Annotated in this window: 17 protein-coding genes; 9 read left to right on the top strand and 8 right to left on the bottom strand. The window is 61.3% G+C overall.

The window, feature by feature from the left end; all coding sequences use genetic code 11:
• The first annotated feature begins 407 nt into the window (after positions 1–407).
• The 3 genes from VNZ65_RS03410 to VNZ65_RS03400 all read left to right on the top strand — a co-directional run bounded on the left by VNZ65_RS03410 (position 408) and on the right by VNZ65_RS03400 (position 4,852).
• The gene (locus VNZ65_RS03410) at positions 408–1,820 is read left to right on the top strand and encodes an FAD-binding oxidoreductase (RefSeq protein ID WP_325666085.1); all 1,413 of its coding nucleotides are present in this window, start codon (positions 408–410) and stop codon (positions 1,818–1,820) included.
• A gap of 149 nt (positions 1,821–1,969) precedes the next feature.
• A complete protein-coding gene (locus VNZ65_RS03405; RefSeq protein WP_325666083.1) occupies positions 1,970–3,493 on the top strand; it encodes a DUF1800 domain-containing protein in 1,524 nt (507 codons plus the stop codon).
• Between the two features lie 15 nt (positions 3,494–3,508).
• Positions 3,509–4,852, top strand: a complete 1,344-nt coding sequence (locus VNZ65_RS03400) for a DUF1501 domain-containing protein (RefSeq protein ID WP_325666081.1) — start codon at positions 3,509–3,511, stop codon at positions 4,850–4,852.
• A 12-nt stretch (positions 4,853–4,864) separates the two neighbouring features.
• Here the strand turns inward: VNZ65_RS03400 and VNZ65_RS03395 are convergent, their stop codons facing one another.
• Positions 4,865–5,665, bottom strand: a complete 801-nt coding sequence (locus tag VNZ65_RS03395) for a LytTR family DNA-binding domain-containing protein (protein ID WP_325666079.1) — start codon at positions 5,663–5,665, stop codon at positions 4,865–4,867.
• Between the two features lie 135 nt (positions 5,666–5,800).
• Entirely contained in the window at positions 5,801–6,916 is a 1,116-nt protein-coding gene (locus VNZ65_RS03390; protein WP_325666077.1) for a histidine kinase, read from the bottom strand.
• Between the two features lie 306 nt (positions 6,917–7,222).
• Between VNZ65_RS03390 and argH the strand changes: the two genes are divergently transcribed.
• The 6 genes from argH (at position 7,223) to VNZ65_RS03360 (ending at position 13,865) form a co-directional block, all read left to right on the top strand.
• Positions 7,223–8,617 carry an argininosuccinate lyase gene (gene argH, locus VNZ65_RS03385; protein ID WP_325666075.1) on the top strand — a complete coding sequence of 465 codons (1,395 nt, stop codon included), beginning with the start codon at positions 7,223–7,225 and terminating at the stop codon, positions 8,615–8,617.
• A gap of 541 nt (positions 8,618–9,158) precedes the next feature.
• Positions 9,159–10,316, top strand: coding sequence for an ABC transporter substrate-binding protein (locus tag VNZ65_RS03380; RefSeq protein ID WP_325666073.1), 1,158 nt, complete (start codon positions 9,159–9,161; stop codon positions 10,314–10,316).
• A gap of 250 nt (positions 10,317–10,566) precedes the next feature.
• Complete coding sequence (locus VNZ65_RS03375; RefSeq protein WP_325666071.1) at positions 10,567–11,448, top strand: branched-chain amino acid ABC transporter permease; 882 nt, start codon at positions 10,567–10,569, stop codon at positions 11,446–11,448.
• Positions 11,449–11,488: 40 nt separating this feature from the next.
• Complete coding sequence (locus VNZ65_RS03370; protein WP_325666087.1) at positions 11,489–12,370, top strand: branched-chain amino acid ABC transporter permease; 882 nt, start codon at positions 11,489–11,491, stop codon at positions 12,368–12,370.
• Positions 12,370–13,131, top strand: a complete 762-nt coding sequence (locus VNZ65_RS03365) for an ABC transporter ATP-binding protein (RefSeq protein ID WP_325666069.1) — start codon at positions 12,370–12,372, stop codon at positions 13,129–13,131. Before VNZ65_RS03370 ends, VNZ65_RS03365 begins: the two co-directional genes overlap by 1 nt.
• Positions 13,128–13,865 (top strand): ABC transporter ATP-binding protein, encoded by a 738-nt coding sequence (locus VNZ65_RS03360; protein ID WP_325666067.1) that lies wholly within the window; start codon positions 13,128–13,130, stop codon positions 13,863–13,865. The genes VNZ65_RS03365 and VNZ65_RS03360 overlap by 4 nt, the downstream gene beginning before the upstream one ends.
• Positions 13,866–13,912: 47 nt before the next feature.
• On the opposite strand, the gene VNZ65_RS03355 is transcribed toward VNZ65_RS03360, so the two are convergent.
• From VNZ65_RS03355 to VNZ65_RS03330, 6 genes are all read right to left on the bottom strand, one after another.
• Positions 13,913–15,139, bottom strand: a complete 1,227-nt coding sequence (locus VNZ65_RS03355) for a DUF3443 family protein (protein ID WP_325666065.1) — start codon at positions 15,137–15,139, stop codon at positions 13,913–13,915.
• A 12-nt stretch (positions 15,140–15,151) separates the two neighbouring features.
• Positions 15,152–15,682 carry a DUF2844 domain-containing protein gene (locus VNZ65_RS03350; protein ID WP_325666063.1) on the bottom strand — a complete coding sequence of 177 codons (531 nt, stop codon included), beginning with the start codon at positions 15,680–15,682 and terminating at the stop codon, positions 15,152–15,154.
• A 300-nt stretch (positions 15,683–15,982) separates the two neighbouring features.
• Entirely contained in the window at positions 15,983–16,393 is a 411-nt protein-coding gene (fos, locus tag VNZ65_RS03345; RefSeq protein WP_325666061.1) for a fosfomycin resistance glutathione transferase, read from the bottom strand.
• Between the two features lie 56 nt (positions 16,394–16,449).
• Complete coding sequence (locus tag VNZ65_RS03340) at positions 16,450–16,839, bottom strand: nuclear transport factor 2 family protein (RefSeq protein ID WP_325666059.1); 390 nt, start codon at positions 16,837–16,839, stop codon at positions 16,450–16,452.
• 104 nt (positions 16,840–16,943) lie between these two features.
• Entirely contained in the window at positions 16,944–17,507 is a 564-nt protein-coding gene (locus VNZ65_RS03335) for a hypothetical protein (protein WP_325666057.1), read from the bottom strand.
• Positions 17,459–17,968, bottom strand: coding sequence for a hypothetical protein (locus VNZ65_RS03330; protein WP_325666055.1), 510 nt, complete (start codon positions 17,966–17,968; stop codon positions 17,459–17,461). Before VNZ65_RS03330 ends, VNZ65_RS03335 begins: the two co-directional genes overlap by 49 nt.
• Positions 17,969–17,970 lie beyond the last annotated feature (2 nt).

Here is a 17,970-nt window from a genome sequence, read left to right as displayed (position 1 = left end):
GAGGGCAACGGCTTTGCGGTCGCCTTTCTTTGCTTACTTTCTTTGGCGAAGCAAAGAAAGTGAGCGGCTGCCGGGCCGCTCCCGGCTAGCATCCACGGAGTAGCAACCGTTTTGGCAACCCACAGACCGTTCTTAGCATGCCAAGACATGTACTCCGTAGACCGTTAAATAGGGGCGGAGTAATTTTCGCAAAAGGCCGCGAAAAAAAACTCCGACCCTATTTAACTACATTGCCGTTGCTTTTGACGTTCCCCGCACGGACGCTGCCAAATCCGACCGCATGTGCTCCGTAGAACGTTAAATGGGGTCAGAGTAATTTACGACGACAAGGCCGTCGTAAAAAAACTCTGACCCCATTTAACTGCGGCGTGGGCTGGGCATTTGACTGTTTTTTCGAATTTTACGATATGAACAATGACGCTTTTCTTGCTGCTTGCCGCGATGCCATTGGCGATTCGCATGTACTCACCAGCGATGCCGACAAGGCCGGCTACCTGACCGACCAGCGCCAGCGCTACACCGGCCAGGCCATCGCCGTAGCCAAACCCGCCAACACCGCAGAAGTCGCTCAGCTAGTCCGGCTCTGCAACCAGTTCCGCATCCCCATCGTCCCCCAAGGCGGCAACACCAGCCTGGTGCTAGGCAGCGTCCCCGACCAGAGCGGCCAGGCCATCGTACTCTCGCTCAAACGCCTCAACCAGATCCGCGCCGTCGATCCGGTCAACCACACCATCACCGCGGAAGCCGGTTGCATCCTGCAGCAAGTACAAGAAAGCGCAGCGGCAGAAAATCTCCTGTTTCCCCTCTCGCTGGCCGCCGAAGGCAGCTGCACCATAGGCGGCAACCTCTCCACCAACGCCGGCGGCACCGCCGTCCTGCGCTACGGCAACAGCAGAGAACTCTGCCTGGGACTGGAAGTCGTCACCGCCCAAGGCGAAATAATGCACGGCCTGCGCGGCCTGAGAAAAGACAACACCGGCTACGACCTGCGCGACCTCTACATCGGCGCTGAAGGCACGCTGGGCATCATCACCGCCGCCGTCCTCAAACTCTTCCCCCAACCGAAGGTCCAGCTGACCGCCCTCGCCGCGCTGCAAAGCCCCGCCGACGCATTACGCCTGCTGACGCTGGCGCAAGAACGCTGCGGCGCCACCCTGACCGGCTTCGAACTGATGTCCGACCTGTGCCTGCAATTGGTCGCCAGGCATTTCCCGCAACTGCCCTTCCCTTTCGGCCAGCACCATCCCTATTACGTATTGCTGGAACTGTCCGACAACGAAGCAGCGCCCCATGCAAGCATGCTGATGGAATCCGTCATGGAACAGGCGCTGCAACAAGAGGTCTGCCAGGACGCCGTGCTGGCCAGCTCCGGCGCCCAGTCGCGCGCGCTGTGGCAGCTGCGTGAAAGCATCTCCTCGGCCCAGGCCAAGGAAGGCAAGAACATCAAGCACGACATCTCGCTGCCGATTTCCCGCATCGCCGAATTCATTGCCGACACCGACGCCCTGCTGCAACAACATTTCCCTCGTTGCCGCAACGTCACCTTCGGCCACCTGGGCGACGGCAACCTGCACTACAACGTCTCGCCGCCTGAAGGGCTGGACGCCGAGCGCTTCATCGAACAGCAGGCCGCCATCAACCTGCTGGTGCATGACAACGTCAACCGCATGAATGGCTCGATCTCCGCCGAGCACGGCCTCGGCGCGCTCAAGCGTGAAGAAATCCTGCGCTACAAATCGCCGGTGGAAATTGCGCTGATGAAAACCATCAAGCAAGCGCTGGATCCCCTGAACCTGATGAATCCTGGCAAAGTCATTTAAAGCCAGCCGCGCCAAAAAGTTGCCGTCTTACAATCTGTTACACCGCCGCTGTCGTCGCATGCCCGTCAGCGGCCGTTAACGAATAATGTAAGCAAACCTGCAAAAGGCTGGACATGACCTCGACCCCAAGACTCCCCGGATTGCTGTCCATGGCGCTGATGCTAGGTTGCCTCAGCACAGCCCAGGCGCAAACCGCCCAGGCGCCATTGAGCGATGCGGAAAAAGCGCTGCATGTGCTGAACCGGCTAGCCTACGGCCCGCGCCCGGGCGATGTCGATGCCGTCAGGCATATGGGCGTCAAGCGCTATATCGACCAGCAGTTGCGCCCCGACAGCCTGCCGCTGCCGGAGCAATTGTCAGGAAAACTGGACAGCTTGTCGACTTACCAACTCAGCAGCACCCAGCTCTACCAGCAATACGGCCCGCCCTCCTTCCCGCCTAACAGCGCCACCCCCGAAGAAAAGAACATGGCGCGCCAGCGCGCCAACAAGGACATCACGCCGCAAGCCCATTTTGCACGCCTGTGGCAAGCCACCGAAAGCCCGCGCCAGCTGCAGGAAGTGATGACCGAATTCTGGTTCAACCATTTCAATGTCTTCGAAGGCAAGGACTGGGTACGCTACTGGAACGGTGAATATGAAAAAGACGTGCTGCGCCCGAATGCCTTAGGCAATTTCCGCCAGTTGCTGGGCAGCGTGGCCCATCATCCGGCGATGCTGTACTACCTCGACAACTGGCTCAGCAGCGGCGTCAACACGCCGGAAGCCAAGGGCCGCTTCAAGGGCCTCAATGAAAACTACGGCCGTGAACTGCTGGAGCTGCACACCATGGGCGTCGACAGCGGCTACACCCAGGCCGACGTCATCGCGCTGGCGCGCATCCTGACCGGCTGGACCATCGATGAAAAAGCCATGAAAGACGGCCAGCCGGCGTTTGCCTTCAATCCCAAGCGCCACGATTTCGGCGACAAGATTTTCCTCGGCCAGACCATCAGGGGCAGCGGCGAGCAGGAAGGCGAACAGGCACTCGATATCCTGGCGCGCCATCCCGCCACCGCCCGTTTCGTCGCCACCAAGCTGGTGCAGTATTTCGTCTCCGACAAACCGGAACCTGCCCTGACCGAGAAACTGGCGCGCCGTTTCCTCGCCACCAATGGCGACATCAAGGCGGTCCTGCGCACCCTGTTCGACAGCCAGGAATTCTGGGCCCGCAGCAATTACCAGACCCAGTTCAAGACGCCCTATCAATATGTAGTGTCCTCGCTGCGCGCGACGGCGACGCCGGTACTGAACGTCAAGCCTATCGACGGCGTCCTGAACCAGCTCGGCCAGCCGCTGTATGGCTGGCTGACGCCGGAGGGCTATAAATTCTCCGAGGAAGCGTGGCTCAATCCGGATGCGCTGCTGCGCCGTATCAATTTCGTCAACGGCCTGAGCAACGGCAAATCGCCGATCGCCCGCGCCGAAACGCCGCCGCCCGCGCCCGGCGCAGCAGTGGTGCCGGCGCCGACACCGGCACCCATTACCTACGCCCCAATGCCGATTGATCCACAACAGCTGATGCAGACGCTGGCGCCGGCGCTGGAACCGCACAGTCTCGCTGCCATTACTGCGGCGGCGCCCAATCTGCAGGTCGGCCTGATACTCGGCGGCCCGGATTTCATGAAAAGATAAAGCCAGGAGCAAGCCATGAACCGTCGTGATTTCATCCGCCAACTCGGCCTCGCCGGCAGCGGCGCCATCCTGATCCCGGTCGGCCTGTCCGGCTGCGTGGTGGCGCCGCCGAGCAAACCGCTGGCCAAGGCCAAACCGACGCCGCCCGTCAGCATTGCGACGACAGCTGACAGCCCGCTTTCGTACGGCAATCCGCTGCTGCGGCCGCATGCCGCCGGCGACGGCACGCCGCGCATGGTGGTGGTGTTCCTGCGCGGCGCAGTGGATGGCTTGAACGTCGTGGTGCCGCACGGCGACCACAATTACTACAAGGCGCGGCCGACCATCGCGGTCTCGCGTCCCGGCACCCAGAACGGCGCTATCGACCTGACCGGCTACTTCGGCCTGCATCCGGCGCTGCAGCCTCTGCTGCCCTATTGGGAAGACGGCCGGCTGGCCTTCGTCCATGCTTCCGGCTCGCCCGACATGTCGCGCTCGCACTTTGAAGCGCAGGACTACATGGAAACCGGCACGCCAGGAGAACACAATACCCGCGACGGCTGGATGAACCGCATGCTGGGCGTGATGCCGCCTTCGCAGTCGCCGATGCAGGCGCTGACCCTGGGCGAATCGGTGCCGCGCATCCTGACCGGACGCGCCGTGGTCGCCAATATGCCGACCGGGCGCGACGCCACCCGCCCGACCCTGATCGACAAGCCGGAAGTCAGCCAGGCCTATGCCGCGTTGTATGCGCAAGACGCCGCGCTCGGCAAGTCCTATCGCGACGGCATCTCCGCGCGCAAGGAATTGCTGGCCGACGCCAACAGCTCAGAACAGAAGATGGCCAACAACGGCGCGCCGCTGCCGAACGGCCTGTCGATCGACACCGCGCGCCTGGGACGCCTGATGGCCGGCAATCCGGACATCCGCCTCGGCTTCGTCGCCGTCGGCGGCTGGGACACCCATACCAACCAGGGCAACGGCAACGGCCAGCTGGCCGGACGTCTGCGGCCGCTGGCCGATGGCCTGGCGACGCTGGCGCGCGAACTGGGACCGGCATTCAACGATACGGTGATCGTGGTGATGTCGGAATTCGGCCGCACCTTCCGCGAGAACGGCAACGGCGGCACCGATCACGGCCATGGCAACGCCATGTGGCTATTGGGCGGCAACGTGCGTGGCCGCACCATCCATGGCCACTGGCCAGGCATCGACGACAAATCGTTGAACGAAGGGCGTGACCTGGCCATCACCACCGACTTCCGCGCTGTGCTGGCGACGCTGGCGGAAAAACACATGCGTATCGGCGATCCGGCCATGCAAAAACTGTTTCCGCAATACGGCGCGGGCAATCCGCATGCCTTGAACCTGCTGGTATAACGGCTTCCGGATTTATCGCACCAGCGCCTTGATCACCGCCCACTGCCGCCGCGAAATCGGCAGGCGGTGGTCGATGTCGCGCAGGATGACTTGCCAGACTTCCTGCGGCTTGTCGGCATCGCCCTCTCCCTCCGCAACATAGATGCCGCGCTCGACGCCGATGATGGCGTTGCGCGCCACCAGCGCGTTGCGATGCACCCGCACGAAGTACGCCGCCAGTTCTTCTTCGATCGACACCAGCGAATCCTCGATCAGGTATTCCTTGTTCTTGGTGCGCAGCGTGACGTACTTCAGCTCTGCCTTCAGATACAGCACCTCGCCCATCGGCACCAGCGACATGCGGCCACGCTCCTGCACGGCAAAATGCTGGCGCGGCAATGCCGTTACTCCCTCCTCTGCAGGCGCGCCAAGCGGCTGCGACGGCTTGCGCAAGCGGCTGGCGCGCGCGATGGCCTGCGCCAGCCGTGCCGCCCGCACCGGCTTGACCAGATAGTCGAAGGCCTGCACCTCGAATGCATTCAAGGCGTAATCGTCATACGCAGTCACAAAGATGATCAGCGGCGCCTCGGCCTTGGCCGCATCCGCCTTGCTCACCAGCTGCTCGGCCAGCTGCAGGCCGCTCATGCCAGGCATCTGCACATCCAGCAGCACGACATCGGGCGCAGTTGCGGCGATCCCTTCCAGGGCGGCTTGCGCATGGCCGGCTTCACCGACCAGGTAATGCGGACAGTCGGCAATGATGTCAGACAGCAGCGTGCTGAGCCTGGCGCGCGCAGGGGCTTCGTCGTCGACAATGAAAATGCGAGGGATCATGACGGATTATTATGATGAGCGAATAGTGCAAATGTTTTTACAGGAAAACATTGTCCACGAAAAACACGAACCGCACGAAAATTTTCTTCGCCTTTCTTCCCGGCTTTCTTGCTTTTTGGCGGCAACGCGGTTTTCTCAGGCCTGGGCGGGTTTGGCCAGCACCGCTTTCACGTACGGGAAGCTGGCGCGCACCTGGAACTGCCCCAGCGTGGTGCTGGTGGTCAGTTGCGCCTCGACGTCGTACAGCAGGGCCAGCCGTTCGCGGATATTCTCCAGCGCCATCTGGTTGCCTTCCGGCAGCGCGGCGACGCCCTTGCCGCTGTAGGGATTGTAGGGATTGGTGATGACGATCTCGATCCGCTCCAGCGAATGGCTGAGCTTGATCTGGATCAGCGCCGGTTCGGTGCTCGGCTCGACGCCGTAGTGCACCGCATTTTCTATCAGCGGCTGCAGCAGCAGGGTCGGAATCTGCGCCCGGTACACCACTTCGTCGCTGATGCCCTCGCGTTCCCATTGCACCCGCAAGCGGTCGCCCAGGCGTATCTTTTCTATCGACAGATACTGGCGGCAGAGGCGGATTTCCTTTTCCAGCGTGGTCATGGCGCGGCCGTCGCGCATCAGCACACGGATCAGATCGGCCAGGTCTTCCAGCGCCGCCTCGGCCCGGCGCGGTTCGCTGCGGATCAGCGACAGCACCGCGTTGAGACTGTTGAACAGGAAGTGCGGCCGGATCCGCGCCTGCAGGGCCTGCAGGCGCGCCTCCACCAGCACCGGCGAGAAAGCCCGCGCGCGCAATTCAAAATAGTGCTGCAGGCCGATGCCGAACAAGGCGGCCACCAGCGCCGCGCGCAAAACACCGCCGCCGGCGCTGAGATGGGAAAAACCGTTCAGGAACCAGTCGAAGCCGGACAGCAGCCAGATCACCGCCACCGTCACCAGCGCTGGCGCCAGTGCACACAGCAGCCGCTGCATGGCCAGCGGAAAACGGTGGGCGATGCGATGCAGGCCGCACAGCAGCGACAGCGACAGGAAACAGGCCGGCTCGACCAGCATGGCTGATTCGACAAAACTGTTGATGGCGGCAATCAGGCCATCGCTGCGCAGCAGGATCGCCGCCATCACGGCCAGGTTCACCACGATCAGCGCGCGGAACACCACGCCCAGGTTGCAGCCGTCCGGAATCACCTGCGCACCGGGTTGCTGCGTCGGCGCGCTGTCGGCGAACTGATCTGAAGGTATAGGGTCTGGCATCGCTTATCTAAAAAACAATCCCTGCTTGGTTATGAGGCATATATCGCACGGTAAAATAGCTGTATCACGCAGCCACAGCCGGTTTTCGGGGGCAGTGCGAGGGTAGTGCCGTGTCACGCCTCATCTGTCGCCATCTCGCTGGTCCTTGGCCCGTATCGCGTCGTTGCGCCTCGCCACGCCTAGCGCTACGGGCCAAGGCCGGCGCGATATACCGACAGATGAGGCGTGACACGACACTAGTGATTTATAATCGCATGGTTCCTGCCTACTCACCGCTTTCTCTTACGCACGATTCAAACCTCAATTATGACAGCACAACTCTCCAAAAAAGGCGAAGCTTGGTCGGCTCGTTTCTCCGAACCGGTCTCCGATCTGGTCAAACGTTACACGGCGTCGGTATTTTTCGACAAGCGCCTGGCCGAGGTCGATATCCAGGGCTCGCTGGCGCATGCCGAGATGCTGGCATATCAAAAAATCATCAGCGCCGACGACTATGCCGCGATCCAGAAGGGCATGACCCAGATCCAGGGCGAAATCGCGAGCGGCAAGTTTGAATGGCTGCTGGACCTGGAAGACGTCCACCTCAACATCGAAAAGCGCCTGACCGAGCTGGTCGGCGACGCCGGCAAGCGCCTGCACACCGGCCGTTCGCGCAACGACCAGGTGGCCACCGACATCCGCCTCTACCTGCGCGGCGCCATCGACGACATCAGTGGCCTGCTGCGCGATCTGCGTCTGGCCCTGCTCGACCTGGCGGAACAGCATGCCGACACCATCCTGCCCGGCTTCACCCATATGCAGGTAGCGCAGCCGATCACTTTCGGCCACCACGTGCTAGCTTATGTTGAAATGTTCGGCCGCGATGCTGAGCGCATGCTCGATTGCCGCAAGCGCGTCAACCGCCTGCCGCTGGGCGCCGCCGCCCTGGCCGGCACCACTTTTGCCATTGACCGTGAGCGCGTCGCGAAAACACTCGGCTTCGACGATGTCTGCCGCAACTCGCTGGATGCCGTCTCGGACCGCGACTTCGCCATCGAATTCTGCGCCGCCGCGGCGCTGGTGATGACCCACGTCTCGCGCATGTCGGAAGAACTGGTGATCTGGATGAGCCCGCGCATCGGCTTCATCGACATCGCCGACCGCTTCTGCACCGGCTCTTCGATCATGCCGCAAAAGAAGAACCCCGACGTGCCGGAACTGGCGCGCGGCAAGACCGGCCGCGTCAACGGCCACCTGATCGCCCTGCTGACCCTGATGAAAGGCCAGCCGCTGGCCTACAACAAGGACAACCAGGAAGACAAGGAGCCGCTGTTCGACACCGTCGATACGATTACCGACACGCTGCGCATCTTCGCCGACATGGCGCGCGGCATCACGGTCAAGCCGGAAGCGATGCGCGCCGCCGCCCTGCAAGGCTACGCCACCGCCACCGACCTGGCCGACTACCTGGTCAAGAAAGGCCTGCCTTTCCGCGACGCCCATGAAGCCGTGGCGCATGCCGTACGCAGCTGCGTCGACCAGGGCTGCGACCTGAGCGACCTGTCGCTGGAACAGCTGCGCGCGTTCTCGCCGCTGATCGACGACGACATCTTCGCCGTGCTGACGCTGGAAGGTTCAGTGGCGGCGCGCGATCATATCGGCGGCACCGCGCCGCGCCAGGTACGCCTGGCAATCCAGCATTTGCGGCTGCAGTTAGGCTGATGTGAAGGCCGGCATGGCAGGAGGCGCAATGCCTTCCGTCATGCCGATTTGGCATGAGTCCGGCCGACACAAATATCCAACGTTGGGTATAATTGCCCAAAATCACGCAATATCTCTCCATAAGCGATCAAAAGTCGCCGCATCCTCCGCGTAAAACACCCGTCTTTTACCTGGCTCGTGAGTAGTAGGCGTGGCGTTTCGCACACGCTGAAGCCCCACGCTGCGTTAGTGGACTGTAACGGCCGAATCAAGAGTGCCTGTCACGCATCCGACCCGCATGGCAGCGTTGCACATGCTCGCAATAGCCCCGCTATTGCTCCGCTGTGCGCCTTGCCCTGCGGGTCGGATACGCGCCCTTCACTCTAGATTCGACCATGACAGTCCACTGGGAATTTCTGACCGAAAATCCCTTATACTTTGTTCACCTTTGGTGCGCCTTTGCGCGCGCCAAAATAAAAACGCTGCCGATTTCGTGCTGCACAGCGCCATTGCGCCGTGTGCCCGTGTCGCTAAGAAAAACGGTCTACTGGAGGACATTTACATGCAATTCAAAACCATATTGAAAACGCTGCCGTTTCTGATGCTGGCCGCCGGCCTGAGCAGCGCCGCCCACGCCGCCGACGTCAAGCTCGGCCTGGCCGCCGCCCTGACCGGCCCGGCCGCCAAGTACGGCGTCGCCATCAAGAATGGCTTTACCCTGGCCGCCGACGAAGTCAACGCTGCCGGCGGCGTCAACGGCAACAAGCTGCAACTGATCATCGAAGACGAACAAGGCAAGAAAGAAGAAGCCATCAACGTCTTCAAGAAACTGATCTTCAAGGACAAGGCGCTGCTGGTGTTCGGCCCGACCCTGTCCAACTCGGCCTTCGCCGCCGACCCGATCGCCAACGCCGCCAAGGTGGTCGCCTTCGGCACCAGCAACACCGCCGACGGCATCACCGCCATGGGGCCGTTCACCTTCCGCAACTCCGTGATGGAAGCCGACGTCCTGCCGGTCACCACGCGTGCCGCGGTCAAGCATTTCGGCATCAAGAAAGTCGCCATCATCTACGGTAACGACGATGCCTTCACCAAGAGCGGCTACGACGTTTTCAAGGGTACCCTGGCCGACCAGAAGATCCCGGTCACCACCACTGAAGCCTATGCCAAGGGCGATGTCGACTTCAAGGCGCAGCTGACCAAGATCAAGGCATCCAATCCGGATGCCATCGTCTGCTCCTGCCTGACCGAAGAAGCCGCCAACATCATCCTGCAAACCCGCGCGCTGGGCATGAAGCAACCCTTCATCGGTGGCAACGGCCTGAATTCGCCGAAACTGTTCGACATCGCCAAGGGCGCCGGCGACGACACCATCATGGGCAGCCCATGGTCGCCGGAAAACCTGACGCCTGCCAACAAGGCATTCATCGCCGCCTACAAGGCAAAGTTCGGCAGCGATCCGGATCAGTTTGCAGCACAAGCCTATGACGCCCTGCACGTGGTGGCCGATGCGCTGAAGAAGATCAAGCTGAGCGGCGCCATCGACAAGGACCGCATCGCCCTGCAGCAGGCCCTGCCGTCGGTAACGATTGAAGGCGCCACCGGCAAGTTCGCCTTCCGCAAAGCGCCGGCAGTGACTGGTAAGGAAGTCGGCTACGATGCGCAGCAGGAAGCGATTGTGAATATTGCCAAGGGTGGCAAGTTCATCTTGTTGAAATGACCTAGCCAGCTAGTCAATAAGGAGTCAATAGGGGACAGAGTTTGTGAGTCGCCGAAGCGCGACGAGCTACTCTGCCCCCTATTGACGGCGTCCGGAGAAAGAATGCCGTTAAGACTTTAAAAACACCGAGCACAACGAACTGCACTCCGTAGCCCGTCAATTGGGGTCAGTAATTTACGACGATAAAGCTGTCGTAAAAAAACTCTGATCCCAATTGACTGCAATTACGCTGATTTTTAGAAAAACCCTCATGCTTGAACAACAACTCATCAACGCCCTCTCGCTGGGCAGCGTCTATGCGCTGTTCGCGCTGGGCTTCACGCTGGTTTTCGGCGTGCTGGGCGTGATCAATCTTTCGCACGGCGCCATCTTCATGCTGGGCAGCTACGCCGCCCTGCTGCTGGTTGAACATCTCGCCTTGCCGCTGTGGCTGGCGATGCTGGCCGCCATGCTGGCCTCGGGCCTGATCGGCCTGGCGGTCGACTACCTGGTGCTGCGGCCGCTGCGGGCGCGCAACGCGCCGCACCTGGCGCCGATGATCGCCACCATCGGCGTCGCCACCATCCTGACCAGCCTGGCGCAAGGTTTGTTCGGCGCCGAAAACAAGCGCTTCCCGGTCGGCACCATTCCGGAAGAAAGCTACAACTGGGGCAACCTGCACCTCACCGCGGTGCAGATCGGCATCGTCGTGATTTCCTTCATCCTGATGCTGGTGCTGCTGGCGGTGATGCGCCGCACCCAGCTGGGACGCGCCCTGCGCGCCATCGCCGAATCGCCGAAGGCGGCCTACCTGCTGGGCATCAATGTCGAAGGCCTGTTTTACCTGACTTCGTTCGCCGCGGCCGCCCTCGGCGGCGCAGCCGGCGTGCTGGTCGGCCTGTCGTTTAACGCCATCACCCCTTTCATGGGCCAGCCGATGCTGCACAAGGGCATCGCCGTCATCATCCTGGGCGGCATGGGCGACATCCGCGGCGCCATGATCGCCGGCCTGTTCCTCGGCTTCGCCGAAGTGCTGACCGTGGCCTATATCTCCAGCGATTTCCGCGACGCCGTCGGCTTCGGCCTGCTGTTCCTGATCTTGCTGGTCAAGCCGTCCGGCATGTTCGGCAAAGTGCTGGAAAGGAAGGCCTGACATGACCGAACTGCTGACAAGCATCGCCGGGACCGGCTTCATGGACTGGTGGGACGGTTTCTGGTCGACCTACAATACTGTGATCTTCAGCCTCGGCGTCAACGCCATGCTGGCGCTGTCGATCTACGTCACCCTCTCATGCGGCCTGCTGTCGCTGGCGAACGCCGCCTTCATGGGCATCGGCGCCTACGCTGCATCGCTGATCAGCATGCAAACCGGCCTGCCGTTCCCGGTGGCGCTGGCGGCCGGCGGCGCGCTGCCGGCGCTGGTGGCGCTGATCATCGGCATCCCCACCTTGCGCCTGTCCGGCGTCTATCTGGCGATGGCCACCCTCGGCTTCGGCGAAGTGGTGCGGGTAGTGGTGCTCAACATGGATATCACCGGCGGCCCGCTCGGCCTCAACGGCATCCCCTTGAAGACCGAGTGGTGGCATATCGTGCTGCTGCTGGCGCTGACGCTCTACATCCTGGCGCGCATGCGGCGCTCCAAGATCGGGCGCGCCTTCGAAGCCATCAAGGAAGATGAAGTGGCGGCGCGCCTGATGGGCGTCAATGTCGCCGGCTACAAACTGCTGGCGTTCGTCATCGGCGCCGCCATTGCCGGCGTCGCCGGCGGCCTCAATGCCCACTACACCTTCACCATCGGCCCCGGCAACTATGCTTTCGAAAACGCTGTCGAGATCCTGACGATGGCGGTGTTCGGCGGCACCGGCAGCCTGGTAGGACCGACGCTGGGCGGCATGATACTGACCCTGCTGCCGGAAGCGCTGCGCGATTTCAACAGCTACCGGGCGGTGGTCAACGGCCTGATCCTGGTGCTGGTGATCCTGTACCTGCCGAAAGGCATCTGGGATCCGCGCCGTATCCGTGGCTGGGCTAACACCTTTTCGCGGCGCAAGACCCAGGCTGGGGGAAGCAACTAATGCTGCAACTTAAGAACATCAGCAAGAACTTCGGCGGCCTGCAAGTGCTGCAGGACGTCAATTTCAATGTACCGCAAGGCGGCATCTTCGGCTTGATCGGCCCTAACGGCGCCGGCAAGACCACCGTCTTCAACCTGATCACCGGCTTGCTGCGCGCCTCCGGCGGCGCCATCGAATTCGACGGCCAGGATATCGGCAAGGTCGCAGCCCACAAGATCACCGAGCGCGGCATCGCCCGCACTTTCCAGAACATCCGCGTGTTCAAGGAAATGACGCTGCTGGAAAACGTCGTGGTCGGCATGCACGACCACATGGATTACGGCTTCGGCAGCGTACTGCTGAACCTGGGCGGCTACCGCCGGATCGAAGCGCAGGCGCGCGAACGGGCGCTGGAACTGCTGTCCTGGCTGCGCCTGGACCACAAGGCGCAGATGCTGGCCGACAGCCTGTCCTATGGCGAACAGCGCAAGCTGGAGTTCGCCCGTGCACTGGCGACCAAGCCCAAGCTGCTGCTGCTGGACGAACCGGTGGCCGGCATGAATCCGGCCGAAAAGACCGAGCTGATGGAAGAAATCCTGAACATCAAGCAACGCGGCTTCAGCATCTTCATGATCGAGCATGACATGCGCTTTGTGATGGGCTTGTGCGACCGCATCGCCGTGCTCAATTTCGGCCGCATCATCGCCGAAGGCAGCCCCGACGAAATCAAGAACAACCAGGAAGTGATCGAAGCCTACCTGGGCAAGGAAGACAGCGAATGACGGCTAGCGCAAACAACAACCCGGCATCCATCCTGCAGGTGCGGGACCTGGCGGTCTCCTACGGCCATATCGAAGCGGTCAAGGGCATCGACCTGGTCCTCAAGCAAGGCGAAATCACCGCCCTGGTGGGCGCCAACGGCGCCGGCAAGAGCACCACCCTGCTGGCCATCTCCGGCCTGCTTAAGCCGCAGCGCGGGCAGGTACTGCTCGGGCAGCAAGACCTGACCAGGCTGGCGCCGCACAAGATCGTCCAGAGCGGCGTGGTGCAGGTGGCCGAGGGCCGCGCCACCCTCACCACACTGAGCGTGGCCGAGAACCTGGCGCTAGGCGCCTACACCCGCCAGGACAAGGAAAATATCGCCAAGGACCTGGACTGGGTGTACTCCCTGTTCCCGGTGCTGCAGCGGCGCAAGGACGGCCTGGCCGGCAACCTGTCGGGTGGCGAGCAGCAGATGCTGGCGATCGGCCGCGCGCTGATGGCCAAGCCGCGCGTGCTGCTGCTGGACGAACCGTCGATGGGGCTGGCGCCGCTGCTGGTGCAAGAAATCTTCCGCATCGTCGAGGAAATCAACCGTACCGGGCTGACGATACTGCTGGTGGAGCAGAACGTCCGCCAGGCGCTGCGGATTGCCCAGCACGGCTATGTGCTAGAAAACGGCAAGATCGTGCTGACGGACAGCGGCAGCAATCTACTGAATAATCCGAAGGTGCTGGAAGCGTATCTGGGTGGCTGACAGCAATGCCTTTGCCGGTACATTCCCGGCAAAGGCAATCCAGCTAATCAAAATGCGTTGAACGGCCCGCTGATCACCTTGCCTTTGGCATCGGTCGCCTTGGCGCCGGCGATGCCAACAAAGACTTTCCGACCCAAGAAGAATGGCAAGCCATAACCGAAAGTCGCCAGATCGTCAGCACTGTCTTTATCGCCAAAGCCGTAATTGTCATACACATAGTTTGCCGCGGCAAAGGCTGAACTGTCTGCGATGCTGAATTTGACCGTGGTCGTGACCTTGCCGCCATAGGCGTTCATGGTGGCGCTTTCCGCTACGGCCGGATCGGGGCAATATCCGCTTTGGCAAACCTTCAGCGATTTGTCATAGAAGTTCCAGGCGTTGGTGCCGCTATCGATATAAGAGAAGGTGCGTTTGGTCTTCTTGTACACGGTGTTGAGCAGATCACCGGAAGCGTCCAGCGGGAATACGGTAGCGCTGCCAAGGCCGTTATTGGTCTGGGTGCCGATGCCGAAAGTCAGGCTGCCAGTGACAGACGGCGCACCGCCCGCAGGGACCGATGGCAACTCCAGCACAACGCCATTATTATCCTTCGCGAACAGCGTCACGACGTTAGGCAGGACATTGCTCAGGCTGCTGTCATGCACCGTGTTCGCGGCGCAGCCGCTGGCATCGCAGGCGAAGTACAGGCCGCTGTCTGCAGGTATGGCGCTGACGCCGATCAGGCCGTTAGAGCCGTAGAGCGCCACCGTATCGTTCTGATCGCCCAGCGACGAATTTTTGCAATCGTCAGGAATGGTCTGGAATTTGGAATCACTGTCGCCGATCAGCTGCAGCGGCACCTTCTTCGCCGTTTCGCTGCCAATGGTGATGTCGGCCGCTTTCACAGAACCCCACACATAGCTGCTGACATAGCCTTCGCACTCGGCGATCAGTTTTCCCGCTGCGGTAGTCTTGGTCGACAGCGCGCTCGCCAGCCGACTGTTGAGCACGGAAGAAACGATGTGCAGGCCGGAGGAGCCGGTATCGACGGTGATATGGTCGACGGTCTGGCAATTGGTGGTGCTGCCCGGTGCGCAGATCGTCACTGAAATCGAAGGAATGTTCAAGCTGCCGCTCTGGCTCGACGCCAGGATGGGAGGGCCGGCATCTATCGTCATCGGCACCGAGTTACTTGCGGCCGCGGCGGCAGGCGGCTTGGCGCTGGATTTTGCAATGGACGCTGCGGGCGCCACGGCGCAGAGGCTTAACAAAACGGGGATCAGTAATCTTTTCATGGGATTCTCCTCTTATTGGATATCGCTGGCGGATACGCCCTGCGGCAGCTTGGCCGACAGGTAGGCTTGCCCGCCCAGCAGCCCTGGGCGACGGCTGGAATGGATCACCAGCCCGGAAGTCTCTATGTGCGAATTACCGCGGCGGCCTGCGTTGCGCGCGCTCCCTTGTTGACGTACGGTTTCGGATTTTTTCGCCATTTCGTAGTTGTCATTGCCCAGCAACTGATGCAGATCGGGCATGTGGGGTCCTCTCCAGGCGATACCGAATACCTGGCCGCCGGCCGAGTACTCACGCACCACCACGCCGCCGGCAGTGGTGAATTCATCCACCGAAAATGGCACTTTGCCGGTGCCCGCAACATCTGCCCGCGCACCCTCTTCGCTGCTGGCCGCTGCGGCAGATTTTTTTTGCAGTGTGCTGCTGGTTGTTCCCTTCAGCTTGCTTTGATCGGCGGCGATCGAGGAAGCGTCTCCACCCAGCGACGCATAAGCAGAAAGCGGAGCACAAACCGCCAGGCATAGAATATTGATTAATATTTTCATATCAACTCCGGTTATTGTGTTTCGAATGACCACGAGAAATACTCAAGCTGGCGCGTGATTTGCGGGGCTCTTACAGGGATGCCCGGCGAGACGGGAAAAAGGGGTCATGCTTTGCAGTAACAATTTGTAAGCACGTCTCGGCGGATGCATGACGGGTGGGATTTGCGGCTGACGCGTTCAAGAATGAACGGCGTCGTGCGCTTGCTGCAATCAGCCGGGAGAAACCCGGGCAGCAGATGGAATTAAGGTCGATGGGAAAACAAGAGCGGCCTGTTCAAACACCAAGGACTTGCAGGAACATCAGTCGAAAAACTGCATCCCTGCGTAGGGCCGGTCGCGGCAAGCGCGCAAGCGGCTGGCGAGGTCGCCGACATGGGCTTCCAGCTGGTGGCCATCGGGATCGAGAAAGTAAAAGGACGCCCCTTCGCTGCGGTTATCTTTCCATTCAACCACGCCTGCTTTGCGCAGCGCCTGGACAACATCCGCAAAGGCGTTGTCTACGACCGTAAATGCATAATGCGTATAGTCGGCGCCGGAGACGTTTGCACGATTCGGATCGAGCGACAGGCATAGCCAGAGCTCGCCCGCCGACAAATAAGCGCCATGCTCCCAGCGAGCATGCAGGTGCAAGCCCAGCGTAGCCTGGTAAAAATGCACGCTGCGGGAAAGATCGCTTACCGCCAGCGTCAGATGGTTTAAGCCGTTCAGCATTTGTGCTCTGCATTTGCCGCCAACGCCATCCAGATGGATGAAGCGCTAGTCCGGGGTCAAGGACGGGCGTTCAGCCGGGTTTCGCCGACTGCGAAGGAAGCCTTCTGGATCCGTTCATTGGCCACCTCATACACGCAGATCATCTCGACCGTGCCGACGCCTTCAGGAAAATTGCGCGTGACCAGCTCGTAGTCGACCACGACATTTGCCATCACCGTGCGGTTAATGAGACGGGCTTTCAAAGCAGGTTCGGCGAAACGGGTCAGGAAACGCTGGCGCATCTGTTCCTGTCCACGCGCCAGCAATTCGCCATGCAGCGTGTATTGCTCAGCGTCGGGCGCGTAGGCCAGCAGCAAGGCATCGATGTTTTTAGCGTTGTAGGCGTCAAGCTGCGCCTGCACAACCTGCAGCGGGGTCTTTGTAGGCAAGGTGATTTTCAAGTTCATTTTTTGATCCGGAATAGAAATAGAATCAGCGCACTATACATTCTATTTTAACAACCGTCATGGAATGGACAATCATTCCTTTCAGGTATTGCTGCGGCGCGAATTTATTGCAAGCTGCCCCAGCGCTCCACCGCCGGCTCAGCCACTGCCCAGTGCCAGATATCGTTGCTGCGGCAGGCGCTGCCGGTGTACCAGCCGCGCTTGAGCTGGTCGCCCTCGCCGCTGTCGACCGACATGATGACTTCCTTGCACAAGGCCAGCGGCGTGTCGATCACGCGCACCACGCGCACTTCGCCATGTTCATTGGCGTAAGGGATCTGATGCACGATCGCCCAGCGGCTGGCATGGCCGACATCGAGATTGCCGACCACGGCAGCGATCTCGTCCTGCTCGCCCTTTTGCCAGTTGCGGAAGATGTATTTGGTGGTGGCGTCGGTAGCCGCCTGGACACCGATGCCGATGGCGTAGCCGACTGCCGGATTGGAGGTGACGGCGCCGCTGGCGACGCCGGCGGCGGCGCCGGTAAAGCCGCCGATGCTGCTGCAGCCGCCGATTGTCAGCGCGGCCAGCAACACGGCAGCGCTGACAATCGCCTTACGCGGCGAACGCAACAGCGGCATCACTGCAAAGCCCCCCAGCGCTCGGTGGCGGGTTCGGCCGAAGCCCATTTCCAGCCCTGGCCGGCGCGGCAGACGGTAGCCACGTAAAACTCGCTGTCCGGCTTGTTGATCTGGTCCACCAAGCCATCGACGGAAAATACGATTTCCTTGCAGCTCATTCCTTCCGTGCTGATGACGCGACTGACCGTGACCCGGCCGCGCAGATTGTCTTCGATCGGCAGGGAATGCTTGATCTGCCATTTCCCGACCGCGCCGACCGCCAGCTCGCCGGCGGCCTTGGCGATGCTGTCCTGCTCTTCACCGTGTATCTTGCGCTGCTCGTACTGCAGGCCCGCGCGCGCCGCCGCCTGCACACCGAGACCGATGCCGGTCGCCACCGCGGCGTTGTTGGTCACCTTCCCCGCCAGCGCGGTGCCGGCAACGCCGGCCGCGGCGGAACTGCCTTCTGTCAATACCGAACTGCAAGCACTCAATCCCATTACCGCGCACAACGCCAGCAAACCACTAATCC

Origin of the sequence: Collimonas sp., from assembly GCF_035566555.1 — a bacterium.
In the GTDB taxonomy this organism is placed as follows: Bacteria; Pseudomonadota; Gammaproteobacteria; order Burkholderiales; family Burkholderiaceae_D; genus Collimonas.
This window is presented reverse-complemented; position numbering and strand designations above follow the sequence as displayed.

Excerpts from the sequence above, each read along its gene's own strand:
- VNZ65_RS03410 (WP_325666085.1), top strand. The coding sequence starts at position 408 with ATGAACAATGACGCTTTTCTTGCTGCTTGCCGCGATGCCATTGGCGAT.
- VNZ65_RS03405 (WP_325666083.1), top strand. The coding sequence starts at position 1,970 with ATGGCGCTGATGCTAGGTTGCCTCAGCACAGCCCAGGCGCAAACCGCC.
- VNZ65_RS03400 (WP_325666081.1), top strand. The coding sequence starts at position 3,509 with ATGAACCGTCGTGATTTCATCCGCCAACTCGGCCTCGCCGGCAGCGGC.
- VNZ65_RS03395 (WP_325666079.1), bottom strand. The coding sequence starts at position 5,665 with ATGATCCCTCGCATTTTCATTGTCGACGACGAAGCCCCTGCGCGCGCC.
- VNZ65_RS03390 (WP_325666077.1), bottom strand. The coding sequence starts at position 6,916 with ATGCCAGACCCTATACCTTCAGATCAGTTCGCCGACAGCGCGCCGACG.
- argH (WP_325666075.1), top strand. The coding sequence starts at position 7,223 with ATGACAGCACAACTCTCCAAAAAAGGCGAAGCTTGGTCGGCTCGTTTC.
- VNZ65_RS03380 (WP_325666073.1), top strand. The coding sequence starts at position 9,159 with ATGCAATTCAAAACCATATTGAAAACGCTGCCGTTTCTGATGCTGGCC.
- VNZ65_RS03375 (WP_325666071.1), top strand. The coding sequence starts at position 10,567 with ATGCTTGAACAACAACTCATCAACGCCCTCTCGCTGGGCAGCGTCTAT.
- VNZ65_RS03370 (WP_325666087.1), top strand. The coding sequence starts at position 11,489 with ATGGACTGGTGGGACGGTTTCTGGTCGACCTACAATACTGTGATCTTC.
- VNZ65_RS03365 (WP_325666069.1), top strand. The coding sequence starts at position 12,370 with ATGCTGCAACTTAAGAACATCAGCAAGAACTTCGGCGGCCTGCAAGTG.
- VNZ65_RS03360 (WP_325666067.1), top strand. The coding sequence starts at position 13,128 with ATGACGGCTAGCGCAAACAACAACCCGGCATCCATCCTGCAGGTGCGG.
- VNZ65_RS03355 (WP_325666065.1), bottom strand. The coding sequence starts at position 15,139 with ATGAAAAGATTACTGATCCCCGTTTTGTTAAGCCTCTGCGCCGTGGCG.
- VNZ65_RS03350 (WP_325666063.1), bottom strand. The coding sequence starts at position 15,682 with ATGAAAATATTAATCAATATTCTATGCCTGGCGGTTTGTGCTCCGCTT.
- fos (WP_325666061.1), bottom strand. The coding sequence starts at position 16,393 with ATGCTGAACGGCTTAAACCATCTGACGCTGGCGGTAAGCGATCTTTCC.
- VNZ65_RS03340 (WP_325666059.1), bottom strand. The coding sequence starts at position 16,839 with ATGAACTTGAAAATCACCTTGCCTACAAAGACCCCGCTGCAGGTTGTG.
- VNZ65_RS03335 (WP_325666057.1), bottom strand. The coding sequence starts at position 17,507 with ATGGGCTTCGGCCGAACCCGCCACCGAGCGCTGGGGGGCTTTGCAGTG.